Annotated in this window: 16 protein-coding genes and 2 pseudogenes; 14 read left to right on the forward strand and 4 right to left on the reverse strand. The window is 49.7% G+C overall.

All coding sequences use genetic code 11. The features are described 5' to 3' along the window. Positions 1–13: 13 nt before the first annotated feature. Positions 14–1,356 (forward strand): annotated as a pseudogene (locus tag JUE30_RS02070) (PFL family protein). A gap of 59 nt (positions 1,357–1,415) precedes the next feature. On the opposite strand, the gene JUE30_RS02075 reads toward JUE30_RS02070, so the two are convergent. Beyond that, a complete protein-coding gene (locus tag JUE30_RS02075) occupies positions 1,416–2,648 on the reverse strand; it encodes an aminopeptidase (protein ID WP_203623394.1) in 1,233 nt (410 codons plus the stop codon). A gap of 345 nt (positions 2,649–2,993) precedes the next feature. On the opposite strand from JUE30_RS02075, the pseudogene JUE30_RS02080 reads away from it, so the two are divergent. The 5 genes and pseudogenes from JUE30_RS02080 to JUE30_RS02100 all read left to right on the forward strand — a co-directional run bounded on the left by JUE30_RS02080 (position 2,994) and on the right by JUE30_RS02100 (position 7,684). After that, positions 2,994–3,599: pseudogene (locus JUE30_RS02080) on the forward strand (TetR/AcrR family transcriptional regulator). Positions 3,600–3,700: 101 nt separating this feature from the next. After that, the gene (locus JUE30_RS02085) at positions 3,701–5,059 is read left to right on the forward strand and encodes a DUF2252 domain-containing protein (protein WP_203623395.1); all 1,359 of its coding nucleotides are present in this window, start codon (positions 3,701–3,703) and stop codon (positions 5,057–5,059) included. A 112-nt stretch (positions 5,060–5,171) separates the two neighbouring features. After that, a complete protein-coding gene (locus tag JUE30_RS02090) occupies positions 5,172–5,543 on the forward strand; it encodes a hypothetical protein (protein WP_203623396.1) in 372 nt (123 codons plus the stop codon). 116 nt (positions 5,544–5,659) lie between these two features. Further along, positions 5,660–6,472 (forward strand): hypothetical protein, encoded by an 813-nt coding sequence (locus JUE30_RS02095; protein ID WP_203623397.1) that lies wholly within the window; start codon positions 5,660–5,662, stop codon positions 6,470–6,472. A 201-nt stretch (positions 6,473–6,673) separates the two neighbouring features. Beyond that, the gene (locus JUE30_RS02100; protein ID WP_374706484.1) at positions 6,674–7,684 is read left to right on the forward strand and encodes a YihY/virulence factor BrkB family protein; all 1,011 of its coding nucleotides are present in this window, start codon (positions 6,674–6,676) and stop codon (positions 7,682–7,684) included. A 69-nt stretch (positions 7,685–7,753) separates the two neighbouring features. Here the strand turns inward: JUE30_RS02100 and JUE30_RS02105 are convergent, their stop codons facing one another. Continuing rightward, positions 7,754–8,227, reverse strand: a complete 474-nt coding sequence (locus JUE30_RS02105; RefSeq protein WP_203623399.1) for a glutathione peroxidase — start codon at positions 8,225–8,227, stop codon at positions 7,754–7,756. A 198-nt stretch (positions 8,228–8,425) separates the two neighbouring features. Between JUE30_RS02105 and JUE30_RS02110 the strand changes: the two genes are divergently transcribed. Continuing rightward, positions 8,426–10,081, forward strand: a complete 1,656-nt coding sequence (locus tag JUE30_RS02110) for an LTA synthase family protein (protein WP_239061343.1) — start codon at positions 8,426–8,428, stop codon at positions 10,079–10,081. Between the two features lie 111 nt (positions 10,082–10,192). On the opposite strand, the gene JUE30_RS02115 is transcribed toward JUE30_RS02110, so the two are convergent. Continuing rightward, positions 10,193–10,651 (reverse strand): flavodoxin, encoded by a 459-nt coding sequence (locus tag JUE30_RS02115; protein WP_203623401.1) that lies wholly within the window; start codon positions 10,649–10,651, stop codon positions 10,193–10,195. A gap of 162 nt (positions 10,652–10,813) precedes the next feature. Here JUE30_RS02115 and JUE30_RS02120 point away from each other — a divergent pair, with 162 nt between their 5' ends. From JUE30_RS02120 to JUE30_RS02140, 5 genes are all read left to right on the forward strand, one after another. Next, entirely contained in the window at positions 10,814–11,251 is a 438-nt protein-coding gene (locus JUE30_RS02120; protein ID WP_203623402.1) for a GtrA family protein, read from the forward strand. A 271-nt stretch (positions 11,252–11,522) separates the two neighbouring features. Further along, positions 11,523–12,317 (forward strand): type I methionyl aminopeptidase, encoded by a 795-nt coding sequence (map, locus tag JUE30_RS02125; RefSeq protein WP_203623403.1) that lies wholly within the window; start codon positions 11,523–11,525, stop codon positions 12,315–12,317. 66 nt (positions 12,318–12,383) lie between these two features. Further along, complete coding sequence (locus tag JUE30_RS02130; protein WP_203623404.1) at positions 12,384–13,319, forward strand: glycosyltransferase family 2 protein; 936 nt, start codon at positions 12,384–12,386, stop codon at positions 13,317–13,319. A gap of 139 nt (positions 13,320–13,458) precedes the next feature. Continuing rightward, entirely contained in the window at positions 13,459–14,535 is a 1,077-nt protein-coding gene (locus tag JUE30_RS02135; protein ID WP_203623405.1) for a phosphomevalonate kinase, read from the forward strand. Positions 14,536–14,643: 108 nt separating this feature from the next. After that, positions 14,644–16,191, forward strand: coding sequence for a glucosyltransferase domain-containing protein (locus JUE30_RS02140; RefSeq protein WP_203623406.1), 1,548 nt, complete (start codon positions 14,644–14,646; stop codon positions 16,189–16,191). Between the two features lie 737 nt (positions 16,192–16,928). Here JUE30_RS02140 and JUE30_RS02145 read toward each other — a convergent pair. Next, entirely contained in the window at positions 16,929–19,805 is a 2,877-nt protein-coding gene (locus JUE30_RS02145; RefSeq protein ID WP_203623407.1) for a GW dipeptide domain-containing protein, read from the reverse strand. A gap of 267 nt (positions 19,806–20,072) precedes the next feature. On the opposite strand from JUE30_RS02145, the gene JUE30_RS02150 reads away from it, so the two are divergent. Together JUE30_RS02150 and JUE30_RS02155 are read left to right on the forward strand one after the other, a co-directional pair. Continuing rightward, positions 20,073–21,140: an EpsG family protein gene (locus tag JUE30_RS02150; RefSeq protein WP_203623408.1), complete on the forward strand. Its 1,068-nt coding sequence runs from the start codon at positions 20,073–20,075 to the stop codon at positions 21,138–21,140. A gap of 14 nt (positions 21,141–21,154) precedes the next feature. Beyond that, on the forward strand, positions 21,155–22,096 hold the full coding sequence (locus JUE30_RS02155; protein WP_203623409.1) for a glycosyltransferase family 2 protein: 942 nt from the start codon (positions 21,155–21,157) through the stop codon (positions 22,094–22,096). Positions 22,097–22,120: the final 24 nt, after the last annotated feature.

A 22,120-nucleotide genomic window follows, 5' to 3' on the forward strand; every position in this document is an offset into this window, starting at 1 on the left:
CAGGAGGCGCATGATGGAAAGCAATCAGATCAAAGAAACCATAGAAATGATCAGCGAGGAGAACCTCGACATTCGCACCATCACCATGGGCATCTCGCTACTGGACTGCATCACGGGCGACACCAGCACCACTGCTGCGCGGCTCTACGATAAGATCACCGCCAAGGCCGCTAACCTCGTAGCGGTGGCGGACGCGATCGAAAATGAATTCGGGATCCCCATCGTCAATAAGCGCATCAGTGTCACCCCGGTGGCGCTGCTGGCCGGCAGCGACCCCAAGCCCAATTTTCCCGCCATTGCGCAGGCGATGGACCGCGCCGCCAAGGCAGTGCAAGTCGACCTGATCGGCGGCTACTCTGCGACCGTGCAGGCGGGCTGCACACCGGCCGACGTCGCGTTGATCAACAGCTTACCCGAGGCGCTTGCCACCACCGAGCGCGTCTGCGCCTCGGTGAACGTCGGGGCGACTCGCAGTGGCCTCAACATGGACGCCGTGAAGCTGATGGGCCAGGTCGTCAAGGACGTATCGGCGATCGATCCGGTCAACGCGATGAAGCTGGTGATTTTTGCCAATGCGGTGGAGGACAATCCGTTCATGGCGGGCGCGTTTTGGGGCGTGTCGGAAGGCGACGTGGCCATCAACACCGGCGTTTCCGGGCCCGGGGTGGTCCAGCGCGCGCTGGCGGACCAGCCGCACGCGACGTTTGAGCAGGTCTGCGAGCAGATCAAGCAAACCGCCTTCAAGGTTTCGCGGATGGGCCAGTTTGTGGGCAAGGTCGCGGCCGAGCGGCTGGGGGTCCCGTTCAACATTGTCGACTTGTCGCTGGCCCCGACCCCGGCGCGCAATGATTCCGTGGCGCAGATTCTCGAGACGCTGGGCCTGAGTCATGTCGGCACGCCGGGCACCACCGCGGCGCTGGCGCTGCTCAACGACGCCGTCAAAAAAGGCGGCATCATGGCCGCGGAAAAAGTGGGCGGGCTCTCAGGGCCTTCATTCCGGTGTCTGAAGACGCGAACATGATCGCCGCCGCGGCAGCCGGCCAGATCACCATCGAAAAGCTCGAGGCCATGACGGCCGTGTGCTCGGTTGGCCTGGACATGATCGCGATTCCGGGCAAGACGCCGGCCACCACCATCAGCGGCATGATCGCCGATGAGGCGGCCATCGGCATCGTCAACAATAAGACCACCGCGGTGCGCGTGATTCCGGTGCCGGGCAAGGACGTCGGTGAGACCATCGAATTCGGCGGGCTGTTCGGCCGCGCGCCAATCATGGCTGTCAATGACGGGGACGCCAGCGTGTTCGTCAACCGCGGCGGCCAGATTCCTGCCCCGCTCCACAGCTTCAAAAACTAAAAAATCAGCAGTCCTGATTAATTGAGGACTGCTGATTTATATTTTTGGGTAAAACCCGGTCAGGCCCAATCGCCGCTGCGGAAAATCGGGACCACGGTGCCGTCCTTCTTGATACCATCGATATCCATTTGCGCCGAGCCCATCATGAAATCGACATGGGTGTCGGCAACGTTCAGGCCGCGGGCGGTCAGCTCAGCCGGGGTCAGCTTGGTGCCGCCTTCAAGTGAGAACGGGTAGGCCATGCCCAGCGCCATGTGATCCGACGCGTTTTCGTCATACAGGGTGCTGAAGAAGATCAGGCCCGACTGGCTGATCGGCGACGGGTCGGGCACCAGCGAGATCTCGCCCAGAGAGCGTGCTCCGGAAATGGCCAGCAGATGTTGCAGGACCTCATCGCCTTGGCCGGCATGGGCCGATACGACCTGGCCATTTTTGAAGGTAAAGTGCATGTCCTGCAAAATGCTGCCGGAATACGACAGCGGCTTGGTCGATGCGACCGTGCCGTCGATGCGGCGGTTGTCCGGGGCAGTGAAGACTTCTTCGGTCGGCATGTTCGCGGTGAAGACTTCGCCCTTGGCGTTTTCGCCGCTGCCGCCATTCCAAATGTGGCCGATCGGCAGGCCGACGGTGAGGTCCGTGCCCGGCGCCTGGTAGTGCAAAGCGTCGAACTGCTCGGCGTTCAGCCAGTCAGCTTTCTCGCGCAGCCGGGCCTCGTGCTTGGCCCATGCAGCTTCCGGGTCGTCTTCGTAGATGCGGACCGTTTTGAAAATAGCGTCCCACAGCTTGTCTGTCGCCGTTTCCGGATCGTCGCCGGGGAAGACCTTGGCCGCCCACTTCGGTGACGCGGCGCCGATGATGGTCCAGGCAATTTGGTTGCCGGAAATCGCCGCACTCAGGGCCGCGTAGCTTTTCTGGAAGCCGCTTTGGTAGGCGGCCACACGCGCCGGGTCGATGCCGGCGAGGTTGTCCGGGTCGCTGGAGGTCACGGTGATGCGCTTGGCCGCGTGGGCAAGCCAGTAATCGAACATGACCTTGGTCTGCGGGGCTTGCTGCTTCAGCCGGTCGTCGGCGAGGTGCAGCATGTCTTGGCGTTTTTGAAAATCGTCCTGCCACCAGACCTGTACCTCAGCGGCGCCGCGCGCGTAGGCTGCTTCAATGATGCGGTGGGCCAGCGGCCGCTGGTCGGTCGCCACCTGCAAGTAGACCGTGTCGCCGGGTTTCACCCCCACGCCCGTATCCACCGCAAGTGCCGCGTATTTATCGAGCAGTTGATCAAAATTAGGTAGTGTCATGCCGTTATCCTCCTTTGGTTTGCTCTTATTTTAGCCGCTTGCAGAGGCAGGCTCAATCAGTTTCGGATTTCTTATCTTCAAGCGGGTCGGTATTGATGATTATACAACACCCATCACTTTGCCATAATGGTCCCAGATAACGCCCGAATAACAATTGTTCACCCAGGCAACGGAGCGTTAGAGGCGGTGGTACTCAAGGGATACAGGCGGCCTGCTTTATTAGAAAAATTGTTAGATAATCATTGTCTTTATACCCCAATCTGTTAAAATAACCAGGTAAGTGTAAGCGTTTTGTGTAGGGGGTTTATGGTTTAACAGAGCTTTCAGGATTTAGGGGGAACTTTAATGGCAAGGAAAAAAACAATCACGCATGACCAGATTTTGAACGCGGCGTATGCGCTGGTGGTCGAAGAGGGCTTTAAGCACTTCACCGCGCGCAACATCGCCAAGCGCATGGGTTGCTCGACGCAGCCGATTTACTTGGAATTTACCAACATGGCGGACCTCAAGCAGGCGGTCCTGGACGAGATCAAAGAGACCTTGCAGACCAAAATGAGCCGCCGCTTCACCACCGATCCCATCGTCGACCTCGGGCTGGCGTACATCAACTTTGCGCTGGACAACCCGGCCCTGTACCGGGCGGTCTTCATCGAGGACCACTTCGGCGTCGAGGACATGCGGGAATTCGCGTTCACGACCGCCATCGAACGGCTGGACCAGTACGCGCCGGCTGAGCAGATCAGCGAGGAGCAGCGCCGCAACACGATTTCCGGCTTATAGATCGTGGCAACTGGGATCGCGAACTTAATGGCGCCGGACTTCATCGAAATCTCGCGCGAGCAGATGATCGAGATCTTGCAGGCCGTGATTCATGACTTCATCGTCAACAAGCGCTTCGCCAAGGATTCGGTGAAAATGGACCTGCGCGAGGCGCTGAAAAAGGCTGAATAGCTATCGCTGACCTGAAAGAAAGTCGTATCGGCTTTCTTTTTTTATGCGCTTGCACAAGTGGATTGCTTGCGCTAAGTTGAAAGCGGAAAGTGGGTGCTTGCATGCGTGCAGAAATGATCGAGGAACTTAAGAAGCTTCAGCGGCAGACTAATATCACGAACATCACGGCCTTGCACGATCTGGGTAAGGCGCAGCGGGAGACAGTGCCGCTGGCTGCGCTGGGTAAGCGGCCGATCATCAAGCGCGACCCGGTTGCCTTCATTGACGCCATCGAAGCCAACTTGATTCAGGAACTGCTGCCGCAGCGCCACCAGAAGATGGGGGCCAATCCGGCGGCCTTTTTCCGCGGGACGGCGGAGCTGATGGCCTATGACCTCAGCCACGAGCCGCAGTCGCACTTGCGCGTTTTGACCGACGGGGATGCCCACCTGCAAAACTTCGGCTTCTACGCGTCGCCTGAGCGCAACATGCTGTTTGACCTTAACGACTTCGATGAGGCGGCGCCCAACTCGTTTGAATTTGACGTGAAGCGACTGACGACCTCGATCTACCTGTTTGCCGGCCAGGAGCACTTCGGCGAAGACGCCGTCGACCAGCTGGTCAAGGAGGTCGCGCGCACTTACCGCAAGACCCTGAAGAAGGCCTTTAAAACCGGGGCGCTCGAACGCTTCTATGCCAGCACGGCGGTGGCCAATTTGGTGGCCGAGCTGCCCGATGAGGAGGACGCGCAGTTCGTGCGCGATGTGGTCAAAAAGGCGGCCAATCGCGACAACGAATCCGTCGTCAAGAAATTCACCGAGCTGCACGGCACCCACCTGCGGTTCAAGGATGATCCGCCGCGCACGGTCCACCTGGAACAAGGTCAGGAAATCGGGATGATGCACGGTTTCTTGCAGTACCAGCAGACAACGCGCGCAGACGTCGCGCTGCTGCTCGGCCAGTACCACATCACCGACATCATTCGCCATTCCGTCGGCATCGGCAGCTTCGGCACCAGCAGCTACCTCATGCTTTTAACCGGGCTGGGCGGCTCGCACCTGGTCCTGCAGGTCAAAGAGGCGCTGCCAAGGCGGCGGGATCTGCTGCCATCGCGGCTGGAGGTCACGCTGAATCAGGAAGTCAGCGAAGGTCAACGCATTATTTCGTCCACGCAGATTCTGCAAAAAGCGTCGGACCCGTTTCTGGGCTGGTTCAACGCCTTCGGCAAAAGCTTTTACGTGCGTCAGTTCCGCGACATGAAGGGGTCGATCGACGTCGCAGCGCTGTCATGGACGCAGTACCAGGCATACTGCCGCCTGTGCGGGTACCTGCTGGCAATGGCGCACGCCCAAAGTCCGATGGCCGCAGTCGCTGCCGGGTATATGAACAAGGATTTTGACGCGGCGATCCAGCACTGGGCGAAGGACTACCTGCATCAGGTCACAGCCGATTACGCGGCCTTTATTGAAAAATACGACTGATTGTGCTGAACGGCGCCGAGAACTTATCGGCGCCTTTTGCGTGAGTCGAATTCGTTGACTCGCCGGCGGTTCCTTTCTACGCTTAACCCACCAGGAAAGGTGGGAAAAAGTCATGGCGCAAACGCTGAGCGAGCTGGTCCTAGACATGGCGGCCGAAAAGCCCGTGATCACATTGACGGCGCCCGAACTGATCGCGCTGCTGTTTAGTTTTTCCGATGCGTGGCAGCCGCTTGTCGGAGGTACGCTCGAGGGACCAAGAGACCCGCTGACGCAAGAAGTTTTTACCGCGCAGGTTGGCCAGCTGCTGCGGCGAGCAAGCTTGGGGCTCGCCCTGCACATGCAGCCGCGCCACTTCATCTACGCCGCTTATTTTGACGTGCCGGTACAAGCCGTGCAGCAGTTTTTCCTGCACACGGCCCAGTACGAGTTCATTTTGGCTAGGCCTGACTTGTTGCGGCTGACCCTCATCGGCTATCTCAGTTGAAATGTCGCGTCTGCGCGATTCTAACGATTATGTCATGCGGCTTCATAAATGAACCACTAGGTGGCCACTTCGGGTATAATAACACCGTAAGCAGGTTACCTTGGAGGCGATTAGTTATGAAGAAAACTATTTTACTGATTCCTTTGACGCTGCTGGTCCTGGGGACTGCGGCGTGCGGGAATTCATCCAGCGCCAATGATTCTTCCAGCAGCAAAGCTAGCTCCAGCAAGGTCGAGAAAAAAGCCACAAAGAAGAACGGTAAGACGAAAGCGGCACCGGCCGCCAAGCAGACGGCTTCAAGTACTTCAAGTAGTGCCACCTCTGACCGTTACACCACCATGAAGCAGGCCGTGCAGGCTAAGCTGCCAGGGGCCAAGTTTCCGAGCAACTACACGGCGGCTGCGGGCAAGAACCTGAACGTTCAGGCTATCGGTAACAGCGCCAACTACGGCCTGTACCTGAGTGAAGGCAGTTCCCTGCCGTTCAACGACCCGAGCCTGGACGGCCTGATTGCACCAGTTGCGATCAAAAAGGTGACATACGCGACGCCGGCTGCCGCTGAGGCACAAATCAACTATCGGCCGGTCGAGCAGGGTTTGCCCACTGTCAGCGTCGGCGACAACCTGACCGCGACGGAAGAAGGCGCGGCGGGCTCGACCTACCTGACCTGGGCTGAGGGCCACTGGTCCGTGTCGCTGCAGTCAGCGACCATCAACGGGGAACAACCGCTGCCGCTGGCTAACCAGGTCACCAGTCTGCTGAGCAAGGAAATGCTGCCGGTTCCGGCTGGCCATGGCGCTATCAGTCTGACCACCACCAGCACCAACACGCGGCAAAACAGCGTGACCTGGCGTGAAGGCAACGCGCTGTACACCGTGTCCAGCACCGATCCGATCAAGGCGCTGCAGACGGCGATCGATTTGAAATAAACAATGTCATACCGGCGCTGGCCTGAGTTTGTTGCCGGCGTTGCCTAAGCCTGGTGTGCCGATTTGGCCGCCGGGCTTTTTCATTGGGCTTGCGCCGCCAGGTTTCTGCCTATCGCACTGGCCACTTTGGTATAATTAACAAGAGGTATAAAGAAGCGGTTATGAAAGGAGGGAAAAGTGATGAGCAGCGGCCCCAAAGCGGTGATCAACCGCGGTAAGCGGCGCAAAACCAGACTCACCGAGGCGCAGAAACAGGCCGTGCACGCCGGCCAGGTGCCGCTCGCCAGCATTCGTGTTTCCCGCGGAATCAAGCTGCGCGAAGCCATCAAACTGATGGTCGACCGCGTGATGGACGCGCAAATTGGCGTGATGTCGGCGGCGTTGGCGTATTATACGCTGCTGTCGCTGTTCCCAATCTTCATTGTGGTGGGGAACCTGCTGCCGTTTTTTGGCTTCAGCTATTTTCAGATTCAGGGCTATTTGACCCAGGTGATCCCCACCGACGTGATGAATTTTATTAATCCTGTCATCAAAAACCTGATCGCGACGTCTTCGGGCTCCGTGCTGTCGGCCGCCGGGCTCGTGACCCTGTGGACCGCGGGCCTGGCCATCAACGGCCTGAAAACCGGGTTTAACCGCGCCTACGACGTCAAGCCGCGGCAGAACTACCTGGTGCAGCGTCTGCTGTCTATGCTGATGCTGTTTATGCTGGTGCTGATGCTCGGCGGCGTCATGGTCGCGTACACCTTTGGCCGCCAGTTTCTCGAGTGGCTGGTACCGGCGCTGCACCTATCGACGGCGTGGCTGGAGACCTTTAATACCTGGCGCTGGCCGGTGACCTTGACGGCGCTGTTTGTGATCATTTTCGTCATCGATTTCTTCCTCCCCAACGCGCGGATCAAATTCTGGACCATTTTGCCCGGTGGCACGCTGACCGTGGTCGGCTGGCTGGCGCTTGGGCAGGGATTCTCCTGGTACATGCGGCACTTTGGCACCCGCATCTCGACTTACGGCACGTTGTCGACGGTGATCGTGCTGCTGCTGTGGCTGGATGTCATGGCCATGCTGTGGCTGATCGGCGTAGTGGTGAATGCCATCATTGCCGAGTACTACGGCGGCCACCCCAAAAGTAGTCGGGGGAAGGTCCACGATTTCGTCCGGAAAAACCGCGACGAAATCGTGGCGCGGCGGACTGACAGTCTGTTCAAGTAAGCGGCGGCCACATAAAAAACGTCAATCTCAGCGCGCCCATGGGCGCCGCCTGAGATTGACGTTTTTGCGTTACAGCAGTTTTTCGATGGCCGGGACCATGGCTTCCGGCTTCGTCTTCGGGGCGAAGCGTTCAACCACATTGCCGTCACGGTCGACCAAAAACTTGGTAAAGTTCCATTTGATCTTTTTCGAACCCAGGGCGCCTGGCGCTTGTTCGGTCAAGTAGCCGAACAGCGGCTGAGCGTCTTCGCCGTTGACTGGCCCGACTTCGTGCATCGGGAAGGTCACGCCATAAGTGGTGCGGCAGGCCTGCGCGGCTGCCTTGCCGTCGCCAATTTCCTGGTGGAACTGATCAGACGGGAAGCCGAGGACCACCAGACCTTGGGCCTGGTACTGCTTGTAAATTTCTTCGAGCTGGCCGAATTGTGGGGCAAAGCCGCACTTGGTCGCCGTGTTCACGATCACAATCACTTTGCCGCGGTATTTGCTGAGTGGATATTGTTCGCCGTTTTCTAAGGTCACAGTGTAGTCATAAAGATTCAAGATTAACTTCTCCTTTTGGATTATAATTAATTCTACATGTGAATTTAGTGTGAAGCTTTCGTGAACAAAGGGCCCAAATCCCCAACGCACTGCCTCACACTGCTAATATTTATATTATGTCATACTTGTAGATGGCCGTCCATGAACTGCGTTCCGGCTTACTCTACTATCTGAAGGGAAAATGGGAAATTGAAAAAAATGGCATTCAGTCTAAACAAATATGTTGCTCCTCTCACAGTCCTGAAAGTAGTCATATCAGCAATTCTGGTGGCACTTCCAGGAATTCTCGCAGGCAATATTTTAGCGGGACTGTTGGAGTGGGGTGAACTACTGGCAGCATACTTTGGGGTCCTTGTTTTGGGCCGCCATCTGAGAATACTCGGTTACTTGTTTTCCTCCCTCACGACTTCTCTCATCGTTGCCCAAGAGTGGGTGCATTACTTCAGCGGTTCGTATACGACGAAGCTGATGCTTGATAATATAGTGAACGTCACTGCCCTTGGGCCGTCCTTACCAAAATATATCGCACTCTTTACAGCTGTTTTGATCATTTCTTTTCTGCCCGTAAAAATATACCGCTATCCTCGAGCAATTTGGCGTGGTGGTTTGGTGCTGATTGTTGCAATCTTTTTTGGCTTGGTCTTTGTTTCTAGACAGGTGACAGCTTTGCGCGGGACTTTAGAGCTTGCTAGGGCGTATCAGCAGGCGGCTGCGACATCTGCACATTTGGCTGAAATTAGCGCAAAACCGGGACAAACAGCAAAAAAATTTGAAAAGAGTTCTGTTGCTGGAGGAATCAACGTAGGAGTGAAGAATCCCAATGTGATTGTGATCTTTGCCGAGGGGACGAGTCGTAAGACGATAGAATCCACTCAAAGTCACTATCCAGGTCTGATGCCAAATTTGCTCAAGTTTAGCCAAGAGTCAGATAATTTTGTCAACTATTTTAATAGCACCGCGGCAACTTATCGCGGACTTCGAAGTCAGCTTAACTCCTCTTTTCAATATTATGAAGGGTATGAGAATGCCAAGACTAAAAAGCTTATAAACCAGCGAACAAATACACCTTTGATTAGCGTTCCCACAATTTTAAAGAAACATGGGTATGCCTCATCCTTTGTTAATCCTGAACCTGACAACAGTATTTTTGCAGATTACTTGGATACGCTTGGTTTTGACAAGGTTGTATCAGGACCTCGGAATAGTCTTTCTGAATCAAGTACAGGAAAGTTTTTGACTGATAAAAATAATCTGAATCTGTTGTTTAATCAAGCCGAACAGTTTCACGCTAGTAACAAGCACTTCATCGTGGGGACATATACACTTCAGACTCACAATGGCTGGAATGTGACTGACAATCAGTATGGCAATGGTAAGAATGCAGTGCTGAATAAGTTTCACAATCTTGATGCGGTCTTCGGTCAATTTCTCAATAAGTTTATGGCCAGTGATTTAAAAAACAACACGATCTTAATTTTTACCACGGATCATGCTAGTTATGCCTCCCCTGATTATGCATCGACGATGAACGATACTCGTGATGCCTTTGTTTCTACCGTGCCTCTAATGATTTATTATCCCGGCGTCAAACCACAAACGATTGATGTACGTGGCCGTAATTCCCTCGGGTTAGCTCCTACAATTCTTGATTTGCTGAATATTGATCAGTCAAAAAATTACTTTCTTGGCACCTCCCTTTACACAAATAAACCTAGCGAGTACGAACACATCTCTCAAGTTGACGGTGATTTCTATTCAACCAAGAAGGGGACAGTGACGAATTTACCTAAGAGTCAAAACAGCGTTAAAAAGAAGATTTTGGATTATGAATCATTCTCGCTTAATATGAACTGAGTAAGGTCACGCAAAAATGGTATCCGAACATGTTTCAGTTGTTCGGATACCATTTTAAGATGCTGGCAGGTATTTTAGTTAGAGATTGACTTGAAATTGAGGGTCTGTACGTTACTTTTTCTTGGACGTTTCCACCAGCGCTTGGGTAAACTTATCGAGTCGTTCAATGTCTTCTTCGTCTGCAGCAAGATCGATTTTAACGTTGTCCGCGCCTTTAGTGGCACCAGATTCTGCGAAGGCCTTATCAAAATCGTCCACACTAGTGGCGAAGTCGTCATAGAATTTGTCACCGCTGCCGCAGCACCCGTATACCTTACCTTTAAGACTTGTTTCTTTTAAGTCGTCGTAAAAGTCCAAGGCTTCGTCCGGAAGCACTCCTTCGCCTCCATCTGAATAAGTATAGGTCACGACAACACAGATATCTGCATTCTGAAAATCCTCTGCCATTGCTTGGCTGACTTCTGTTGTGTCTACGGTATAGCCGTATTGTTCTAGGTCATCCGCCACGATGCCTGCGATTTCCTCGTTATTTCCCGTCAAGCTTGCATAGACGATTTTTGCGGTTGCCATGATTTGTGCATCCCCTCAGATAAATTAGCTTCTATAACTCAGTAATTATACCAAAGTAGTCGAGGTCCGCAAAACGTGAACCCGCTCCTCTGTAGTAAATTCGACTAGAACAGCATATCCATCTGTGGCATGATAGAAAGAGGTGACCTCGGAGGTTGAGCAATGAACGTTTACAGAAAGTTTCACGAATACATGGCTGATCGGCAACTCTGGGATGTCGTCACCTATCTTTTCTTTGGTGGTCTAGCGACCGTTGTTAACATCGTCTCTTTTGCCATCGCATTCCATATGCTTAATATTTCCTGGCCAATCTCGAACACAATTTCATGGATTTTATCTGTGTTGTTTGCCTTCGCCACCAACAAATTGTGGGTATTTCACACGAAAACAGACAGTAGGCGCGGTCTTCTGTGGGAATTTACGAAATTTATGGTAGCCCGTATATTCTCATATGGACTTGATATGTTTACAATGTGGCTGATTATAGATGTCATGGATGGAAGTGACCTCGGTGCGAAAATAATCACTCAAATACTGGTGGTCGTGGTCAACTATGTCTTTAGCAAGGTGTTTATTTTCACTTCACACAAACGAGAGTAGTGCCTGGAAGAAATGCCCCGAATCAATAAACTTCTCAGTGGCAGGTCAAGTTATAATAGCGATGTGCCATATGTGGTACACTTGGTTACTAGAACATTGTTCGCTATCTGATTCCGGTACCCTTCTTAAAGACGTTTGGCAAATCTCATGATTACTTGGTATGAGTGATTCGTACAATTGCATTATGTCAATAATTAGGGCTTGTCGGAGTGCAGAGATGACTGAGTCAATCTGTCCAAGGAGATAGCGCACTATTTAAGGAGATGCGTTTTTGATTACGTTAAAGTCTGATCGTGAAATTGAAGGAATGGCAAAGTCGGGCGAGATCCTTGCCGGTATGCACCATGCGGTGAAGAAAATCATCAAGCCTGGTGTATCAAGTTGGGAAATTGAAAAGGTGGGCCGTGAGTATATTGAGTCCCACGGCGCGATTCCCGCCGAGCTGGGGTTCGAAGGCTACAAATATGCGACTTGCGTGGCGATCAATGACGAAGTTGCGCACTCAGTTCCTCGCAAGGGCCTTTACCTCAAAGAAGGTGACATTGTCACTGTCGATACGGTCGTTAACTGGCAGGGATACATGTCTGATTCAGCATGGACCTATGCCGTGGGTAAAATTTCACCTGAGCGCCAAAAATTAATGGATGTAACAAAAAAGGCTTTGTACCTTGGCATCGATCAGGCGGTCGTTGGTAATCGACTTGGTGATATCGGTTACGCAATTCAGCACTACACAGAGGATGAAATGGGTTACGGTGACGTGCGCGAATTGATTGGCCACGGGATTCAGCCGACGATGCATGAAGCGCCAAATGTGCCACACTATGGCGAACCTGGCCACGGACTACGGCTCAAGGCCGGGATGACCATCACGATTGAGCCCATGATTACGACCGGCACTTGGAAGATCAAAGCTAAGCAGGTGCCGAACGATGACTGGGAATACTACGTCACTGCTGACGGTTCCGATTGCGCCCAGTATGAGCACACTTTGGTCATTACCGATGACGGGCCAAAAATCCTCACTAGTGAAGACCATGATGCGGATGCCAAATATATGCTGTGATTAACTGGCCAAGCTGGCGCGAGTCAGTTTGGCTTTTTTGTAGATTTTGGTGGGTGGAGGATTCACATGTTATCAATCATAGTGCCTTGTTACAACGAAGAGGAAACCGTCCCACTGTTTTACGCAGCGGTTGAAAAAATACGATCGGCAATTGGCCAATCGCTGGAGTACATTTTTGTTAATGATGGGTCACATGACAAGACACTGATTGAGTTGCGCCGGTTGGCTTCTCAAAATAAAAGTGTGCGTTATCTTTCCTTTTCACGTAATTTTGGCAAAGAGTCAGCTTTATATGCTGGTTTAAAAGCCGCAAAGGGAGACTTAGTTACAGTTATGGATGCGGATCTTCAGGATCCACCAGAGTTACTCCCAAAGATGATCGGTATGATTCAGGACCCGGAGATTGATTGCGTTGGTACAAGACGTGCGGACAGAGCTGGAGAACCTAAGATTAGAAGCTTTTTTGCTAGGCAATTCTACCATTTGATAAACCGCATCTCGTCAACTCAGATGATTGATGGTGCCCGTGACTTTCGCTTGATGACTCGTCAGATGGTCGATGCAATTCTGGAGCTTTCCGAATATAATCGGTTCTCGAAAGGTTTGTTCAGTTGGGTAGGATTTAATACCGAATATATTTCTTATCCGAATAGAGAACGTGTCGCTGGACGGACGTCATGGAGCTTTTGGAAATTATTTAATTACTCTTTAGATGGGATCGTCAATTTCTCCGATGCACCATTGAACATTGCCTCTTTCGTGGGGGCGTTCAGTTGTATCGCGTCTGGTATTGCAATGGTTCTTATCGTGGTGCGCGCGTTGATGTACCATAATTCTGCAGCGGGTTGGCCTTCCTTAGTGTGCATTATTTTGTTCTTGGGGGGGCTTCAGTTACTTTGCTTAGGTATTATTGGAAAGTATATTGGTAAGATCTTCTTGGAGACTAAGAAAAGGCCAATTTACATTCTCAGGGAAACTGAACAGAGTTTGAAGAGTAAATAGTGTTAAGCAGCGCAAATCAGCAGGCATCGGTTTTGTTGAGAAATAGTTACGCTTTATTTAGTGGCGTGCTAGACAAAAAAGGGACAGATATAATCGGTATGTTAGAAATTTGCGCATTGTCGAGAGGAGTTCTGTTGAAGTGGTAACGGCTCAGGCGCCAGGAAAATTATACATAGCGGGTGAATATGCAGTGGTTGAAACTGGGTATCCTGCGATTATTGTAGCGCTCAATCAGTTCGTGACAGTGACAGTTGAACAGACTGAGAACTACGGGAGTATCGTTTCAAAGCAGTATCGCGAGGATTCAATTCTTTGGCAGCGGCAAGGTGATGCCATGGTATTTGACAATCGTGATAACCCATTTCATTACATACTTAGCGCCATTAAACTGACGGAGCAGTACGCTCGTGAACTTGGCAAGCCGTTGGCTTTGTACGACCTTTTTGTCGATTCAGATTTAGATTCTGAAAGCGGGAAAAAATATGGCCTCGGAAGCTCTGCGGCAGTCACTGTTGCGACTGTCAAAGCGTTAAATGAGTTCTACGAATTGCAAATGACTAAAGATGAAATCTACAAGCTATCGGCTATTGCCCATTTGGAAATTCAGAAAAATGGATCATTAGGTGATATTGCAGCGTCGGTCTATGGTGGCTGGATTGCCTTTACAACGTTTGATAAAACTTGGCTTGCTGCAGAGATGAGGCTGCACAGTCTTGCGGAGCTGATCAGGATGCCTTGGCCAGAATTGTCGATTGAAGAATTAACTGCGCCTAATCAACTTCAGCTTTTAATCGGCTGGACTGGCTCCCCAGCTTCGACGTCCAGACTGGTAGATAAAATTGCGGTTGCGTGTGAATCTAAAAAAGACGAATACAGCCAGTTCTTAAAAAAGAGTCGGGCAATTGTTTCAAAAATGATTGAGGGATTTCATGCGCACTCGTTAGATGTTATACAGCAGGAGATTCGCTCTAGTCGAAAAGCCCTTGAGTCGTTAGCGGAACTTTCAGGCGTGGAAATTGAGACTAACACTTTAATTAAATTAGCGGACCTTGCCGAAAAAAGTGGGGCGGCCGGAAAATCTTCCGGCGCCGGTGGGGGTGACTGTGGGATTGCAATTATTGATCGGTCAGCCGATGCTTCCATGTTAGCCAAGGCATGGGCAAGTCATGGAATTGAAGTGTTAGATTTTAAAGTGCATGACTTTTCCACCGTGTGATACTTTTGCTTTGGGCTAATAGTTTGCAACGCGCAAGTACTATTCTCGGTGAAGATTGCTGCTGAGACACTACTCAATGAAGCCAATGGATAAACGAGGGGGAGCGCCATGTTTGAGCCGAATCAACAATTAGCGCCAGGGAGTATTTTCGCGACTTTTAAAGACTACGCTCTGAAACGGCGATGGGCGATCGGTCTTCTATATTTTTTTACCTTGATTCTTTACTTACCCAAGATTGCTAATTTCAGTTATTCAATTGATAGTGAATTATTTGTCTCCAATCCACGAGCGATGCTAACCGAATGGTTGGGAATCGGCCGCTTTGGCTTGGTTGCACTGAAACGTTTGTTTTTGATAGGAACTGACCTGGACTCCTTTTTTATCAATACGACCACTTATTTTCTCCTAGGCACATCGGCCGTGTTACTGGTTTTCCTAATCGATCGACAGCTGGGTGTGACAAAGATTTCAGTAGTTCTTGGACTTATCTATCTGAGTTCACCCATTCATTTTGAACAAACTGATTTTATTCTTCAGAGCACTGAAGTGACGTTGGCGTTCGTTGCTCTATTTTTTGCTTTTATTTTGATGGGGCAGCCCACAGTGAAGATTAAGACTAAGACTTTTCTGACTGCCATTGTGATTACAACTTTTAGCTTTTCCGTTTACCCTTCGCTTATTCTTGGGTATCTCGCTCTGGCTATTCTTCTAAACCTGATCTTTTTTCTCTCTGAAAAAGGCAGCCACGTAAAACTGTATGTGCTCTCATATCTAAAATTCGCGATGGTGTTCTTGGCTAGTGTCATTCTATATGAATTACTGAATTTCGCGGTGATTCATTTTCTTCATGTACCTAAGAGCAGTTATATTACGAGCGCATTTGGCTGGGGTAAAGAAAGCTTTGGGCAGACATTGGCTGTTCTTGCCTCAACCTTCAAGCTAAATTATCTAAACCTGAATCCACCTTTTTATCTCAGTTTGATGACGTATAGCTGCATATTGGCCGTTTTTGTTACTTTTATAAAAGGCACCGTTAGTCATCGTCATTATTGGCCTGTGATCGGTGATTTGCTTGCTGGATATGTCGTTTCAATCTCCTTGTTGCTAATGTTAGGTGACTACGTTGGACCGGTTCGTACGATGACACCGTCCGTGCCAATTATTTTGGTTGGGGAGCTGTTAACGATTGCGTGGGCCCTCAAAGACTCACGCATTCACAGTTATGTCGTGCTCGTATTTTCTTTACTGATAATTTTTCAGAGCAAAATCACTTACGATCTGGAGCAAACTGACATACTTCAATACCAAGCGGCTAGTCATTTTGGTGACACGCTAGTTGAAGCCATTCAAAAAAAAGGGGTCAGAGATTTCACTCAATACCAGCTGGTGGTGGTTGGGAAAAAGACGTTTACATCTCCGTTGTCTCGAGATGGTGATGTGATTGGTAATACCTCTTGGAATTGGGATTATTTGACCTCACTGTCAGATAGTCGGCGAATTCAATCTTTTTTGAACTCGCAAGGCTATCCATTTATGCCAGTGGATCAAGAATCATATGATCATGCAGTGCGCCGTGCTCGCAGTATGTCACCGTATCCTGCGAATAATAGTATTTATATTGGGCATAAGCAAATTGTTGTCAAGCTGGACAACTGAGACATTTCTAAGATCTTACGGTTGGTGAACTCTTAGTGAGCTGATAAACCAGACTAACCTTAGTGGCGAGGAATGATTCCACGGAATCGTTCTTCGCCACTTTGTTTTTCTACTAAACTGGTAGCGAAGTTGACAAGTCGTGGGCCTTTTTGGGGCTTGACGCGAACAAAAATGGCTAATTCACCACACCATCAGCAATCTATCGGCTTTGAGGCCGGGCGTTGAAAATTTCGTTTAATTAGTTTGATTGTGTGCTCTGTCAAAAGATTAAAAGGGATGGTGTTGTAATGACAGTTGCGGTTAGAATTGATGTTAGTTCGGTTGTCTCCGGAGTTGCCATCATTGATGAGAAAGTTCCGGTTTGGGATGGCCAGGTTGATAGCGACTGGCTTGGGTTGCCAGAGTTGCTTTAAACAGCTGGAGAACTATTTCTCGAACCATAGATCGTCTTTGAGGCGAAAATATGTGTGTGCTTAGCGCCTTACTCGCTATTTAGCCGAGCCAAGGATATAACGGTATACGATGCATAATCTGCTTGCTGTTAATGGCGTTTCTAAAATTTTGGAAAATCCCTGAAAAATGACAATTCGTCTTAGAGAGAAAAGCGGGGGTAGAAAAAACTCCGTACCTGATAGGATTTACCTATCAAGAACAGAGCTTTTCGTTTATTCATGGAATGCACAATAGATGGTATAAAAGCCAAAGGCATTAGTTCAATGAATAAGTCTCAGTAACATTCAGCCGAGTACTCGATTATCGACCCAATAGACTTTACCGTTTGGGAGCTTGATTTCTGCCCATGTTGCTTTAATTGTCTCAGCTGTGGCCAGCACCTGAACTTGTTGTCCAGCATACTGAAGTGCCCCAGCCACGGGTGTAGTCGTGCTGCTACTTGTGTAAAATGGACCGCCTACAAAGAAACCATCAGCTCGGCCTGCATTCTTGATTGTCTTCGTACCAGTGGCAGATTTGGTATTCTCGATGGAATCATAAGTGTATGTCAGCACCGTTTCATCCACCCAATACAGTTTTCCGTTAGGTAGCTTGACCTTTGCCCAATTGGCTTTCACGGTTTTGGCAGTTGCGAGGACTTGTACAATGCTGCCGTTATAATTTAGTGCCCCAGCTTGAGGGCTGACAGTTGCAACACTTGTATTATAAGGGCCAGATGCGAATAGGCCATCAGCAGGCCCAGCACTCGTAATTTTAGCGGTTTTGTTGACAGTGGTTTGATTGCTAATGGCGTCGCAGCCGGTGCTTAGTACTCTTTGATCCACCCAGAAAGATTGACCATTCTGAAGGGTGATCTTTGCCCAATTGGCTTTCACTGTCGTCGCCGTCTCAGTGACTTTTACCGTTTGGCCCTGATAATTGAGTGCCCCATGAGCTGGTGTGAGAGTCGAGCTACTAGTGTAATATGGGCCGTCGACGAAGAGTCCATCCGATGCATTCGCATTTGCAATGGTGGCTGTTTCGTTAGCTGCCTGCTCATTTGTGATGCTGTCATACACGTAGTTTAATACGCGGTTGTCTACCCAGAAGACTTGGCCATTGTTCATCTTGATTTTAGCCCAAGTCGCCTTGGATGTCGTTGCTAGCCCAATGACTTGAACCTTTGCATTTGTATACTGAAGCGCCCCTGCGGAGGGGGTCATGGTCTGCGCACTCGTTGAATATGGGCCCCCGGAAAAAAGACCGTCTGATGGTCCGGCATTGGCAATGATGGCGTTTTGACTGACAGAAGAGCTGGATAATATCTTATCAAAGCCTGCTGAAGCCAGCACTTTTTCGTCTAGCCAATACGTCTTTCCATCATTAGTTCGAATTTCGGCCCATGTAGCTAGCACTGTTTTAGCCTTAGCGATGACCGTTACAGATTGTCCAAGTAGTGACTGCGCACTTGCCACAACTTTCATGGATTGAGCGCTAGTCCGATAAGGGCCACCAATGAACAGGCCATCCGCCGCTGTGACGTGCGCCACCTTGGCGACACTGTTAGCTGTTTGGCGGCTGATAATTGTATCATATGACTTTACTGAAATACCGGCCTTGTCCAGCCAATATGTTTTACCGTTGGGTAAGGTAATTTGGACCCAAGTTGCCCTCGGCGTAGTTGCCTCTTTGGTTACACTGCCCACTGTGCCGTTAAAAGATATGGCTGAAGCAACAGCTTCTTCAGTGGATGCGCTTGAGAAAAATGGGCCGGAACTGAAGAGACCGTCATTTCGACTGTTTTGAGTAATCTGTGCTTGATAGTTTACAGCTTTGGTCGAGGTGATGGCATCATAGTTGAGGGACACACCGTTCCGATCGATCCAATAACTGGCACCATTTCCCAACTGAATATGGAACCAGGTTGCTCTTGGGGTGATAGCCATCTGATCGATAGTGACCCTTTGGCCATTAAAGGAGGCAGCAAACGCGTTTGGTGTCATTGTGTCAGCACTAGTATAGTACGGGCCATTTGAGAAGAGGCCATCACTGCGATTGGCTTGATTGATGGTGGCTGAATAGCTTACGTTTCTGAGCACTTTACTATCGTAAACCGGTGCTGAAGTCGCACCCGAGAAGATTCCTTTGTAATCAATTGAGGCATCGACTCGATTTGATGTTCCCGGAACAAGGGCAGTTGACGAATACTGCCAAGCGCCATAATCGGTATTCCACAAATCTGTTGCGCGGGGCGAATAAGGATATTGCGCCAGCCACGTTTTCGCCTTGCCAACAGTGCTGATGGCCGCGGTCGACCAGCTGTAGTATTTGCCAGTATATAAAATATGATTTGTATAGCCATTATTGTTCAGGGTCTGCCAGAACTGACTGAGATTTGTCGCCACATTACCACCGATATCTTTGTCTTCCAGATCGGCGACAACTGCTGTGGAGGAAGGCAAGCCCAATGATTTGATTACATTTGCAAAATACTGTGCTTCGGCCTGTGCCGTTCCAGCAGTTGCAAAGTGCGCATAGTGATAAACGGCAACTTGCAGGCCAGCATTTCTTGCATATTCAATTTGAGTCGCAGCGGCATCGCTCTTGTATGTTGATCCCTCTGTTAATTTGACGATAATTGTTTTAACGCCTGCTTTTTTTAGACTATTGTAGTTTGCTTGTGTCATCCAAGACTGATATGAGGCGACATCTACCGTGTCTGTTCGCGGATAGAGCGGGTTGCCAATTGTAATGGTCTCAACTGCGGGAGTTGCCGCGTATTGGATAATCTGCTGCGCACGGCCTGCTTTTGCGTAATCTGCTTCGGCAACTTGCTTAGCATATTTCGTCCAGACCGTGGTCAATGATGACGGCAGTGAAGGTGGCATTCGGATAACATGCTTTTCAGCAGTTGAACCACTTTCGTCCAACTGATTAGGGGTAGACTGAAAGTTCGGGGAGTCAGTTCCCTGAGGATTTAAACTCGACACAAAATTTGAGTGGTTATTGGTCTCGCTCGGATTGGCTGACTGGGTAGTGATCGAGATATCTGCATCTTGGTTTGTGGCTGCTTTCACTGGGATCATATTCGCAAGAACGGTTGGACTTATGGCAATCCCCGCCACAAAGAGGCTTCTCGAGAATATTGATTTAACTTTTCTTAACTTTGACTTGGTTTTCATTAGTAATCCTCCTGTATATGCTAATTTGGATTGTATCATAATGTTTCTTAGTCGGGTTGTTCTGGCTCATATTTGTAATGTGAATGATTTGTAAATATAACTATATATACTGCTTTATACTCTAGCAACACTGGCGTGAAGATGTAACAACTTGGTGAATTTTTGGAGCCTTCATGTCTTGGTGGCCACAGGAAAGAGTGGTGTCACTCGGTGTCTGTGGTAAACTATGACACGCTAGACATAACTGAGGAGTGGCGGGGGTGGCTGATGATTTGGCTGTTAATTGTCGCAATTAGCGCGGCATCGGTAATAACACAAAAATTTGAACGTGTTGCTGGTTTTGTTGCATTCTTAGGAATCGGTTATCTGTGTGGGACCCCGAACTACGCATACGATCCTGACTCCAATGTATATGCATTTTATTACAACAACGGCGTTGACTACTTTGAACGGGGCTATAATTTGCTCGCCCGAGTTTGCCATCCCTATATGGGGTATCCAACTTTTAGATTGCTGACAAGCTTGGCAGTCTTTTTTGGCATGTATCTTGTCCTGTTAGCATTTACACGCCATATGTCCACGATGGCGCTATTTTACAGTATTGCTTTGTTTCCAGCTGATAAAGCGCAGACTCGCAATTGTATGGCTGTATTCTTTATTTTACTGGGGGCTTTGCTCCTTTATAAATTTGGTAAGAAGGCAGTTCTACCTGCTTTAGTCGTGATTTTTATCGGCTCTTTGTTTCACAGCCTTGCACTTTTCTTTCTTCTTGTGCCGGTTCTCTGGCTCTTCAAGGACTTTATAGAAAAATATTATTCTCTGATTTTTTGGCCTTGGATATTTGTGGGGCTTATGCTCGAAATTCTCGGCTCTGGATTCCTTGGTCAGATTATTGGCCAGTTAGTTGGGATGTTTAGCAGCCGTCAGAACGCTGCCGAAAACATCACCAACGTTTATTCCACTGATGGACCCCCACTTCGTCAATGGTTAGTATTACTTGGCGTGACTTTGATCATGATGTTTATCGCGGCTATCATGAAACAGTACATCAACGATGATACTCACGTCTTTTATCAATTGTTTTTGATCGCTGCGCTTCTTTGGGCAATTGCTTTGGTATTAACCACAATGTCGATTGATTATGTGCGTGTTCTCCGTGTCACAGCGTTTTTCTACTTCTTGTTAACCACAACTATTGCCTACAAACAAAAGGGCATACAGCGTGCGACGATACTGGGATCCGGGCTCTTGTTCTCACTGGTTATGATGGGTGTGGATCTTTGGGTTTATGGATTCAGTCTGGTCCAAATCCTGGCCATTTTTGGGGTCATTTAAAGAGAGGACTTTCTATGGATAAAATTGGTTGTGTGATTGTCACCTATAACCCAGACGTGGCCGTTTTTGAAAGGAATATAACTGCGGTGATGCCACAGATTACGGACTGTGTGGTCGTGGATAATGGTTCAGTTAATTCCGACCAAATTAGAGCGATCAGTGATCACTTTGGCGCCAGCTTCTTGCCTCTAAAAGAAAACATTGGTATTGCCGCTGCGCAAAATCGTGGGTTTCAGATGCTTCAAGACAGGGATGACGTCTGGGGACTGACACTGGATCAGGATAGCGTCATACCTGATGACATGATTGCGTCTTTTTGCAGTACAACGCAGATTTTAGATCAGTCGGCAGGGCTCCTGGCTCCTGTCTACCTTGATACTGCCTGGACGGCCAAGCAGGCCGAAACAATCAGTCCGAGGGCCAGTCTTGAACCCCGGCGTAACAAAATGTTGATTTCGTCTGGTTCTCTGATCAGAGTGGAGGCCTGGCATGCCGTGCAGGGATTCGATGAGTCTTTGTTTATTGATATGGTAGATTACGATTTTGACGAGAAATTACTGCTGGCAGGTTATGAACTGTGGCAATTTCCGAGTATTGTGATGCGCCATTCTGTGGGTGATGTTGTCCACCGGCCCTGGTTGAGGCGTGCATTGCTGATTGGCTCAGGCGATCTTCTTGCCGATCATTCGGCCTTTCGGCAATTCTATATTTACCGTAACAGTATGATCTTCGCAAAGCGCTATGGAAATCCTGGCAGATTTACGCTCTTTTTGAAAACGCTCATCGCAACGCGTCGGATATTTGCCTATCCTGAAAAGAAAAAGAAATTTCGAGCTGCGTTCAAAGGTATTCGGGCTGGCTTCGCTTACGATGTGACTCGTGATGTCAAGTTCCAATCAACGATGGCACATATCGAGGACTATGCGGGTCAAACAAGCAAGTCATGCGATTCCTGAGGTTAATAATACGCTAAGAAATTG

It is taken from the genome of Lacticaseibacillus sp. 866-1, from assembly GCF_016861825.1.
Classification (GTDB): Bacteria; Bacillota; Bacilli; order Lactobacillales; family Lactobacillaceae; genus Lacticaseibacillus.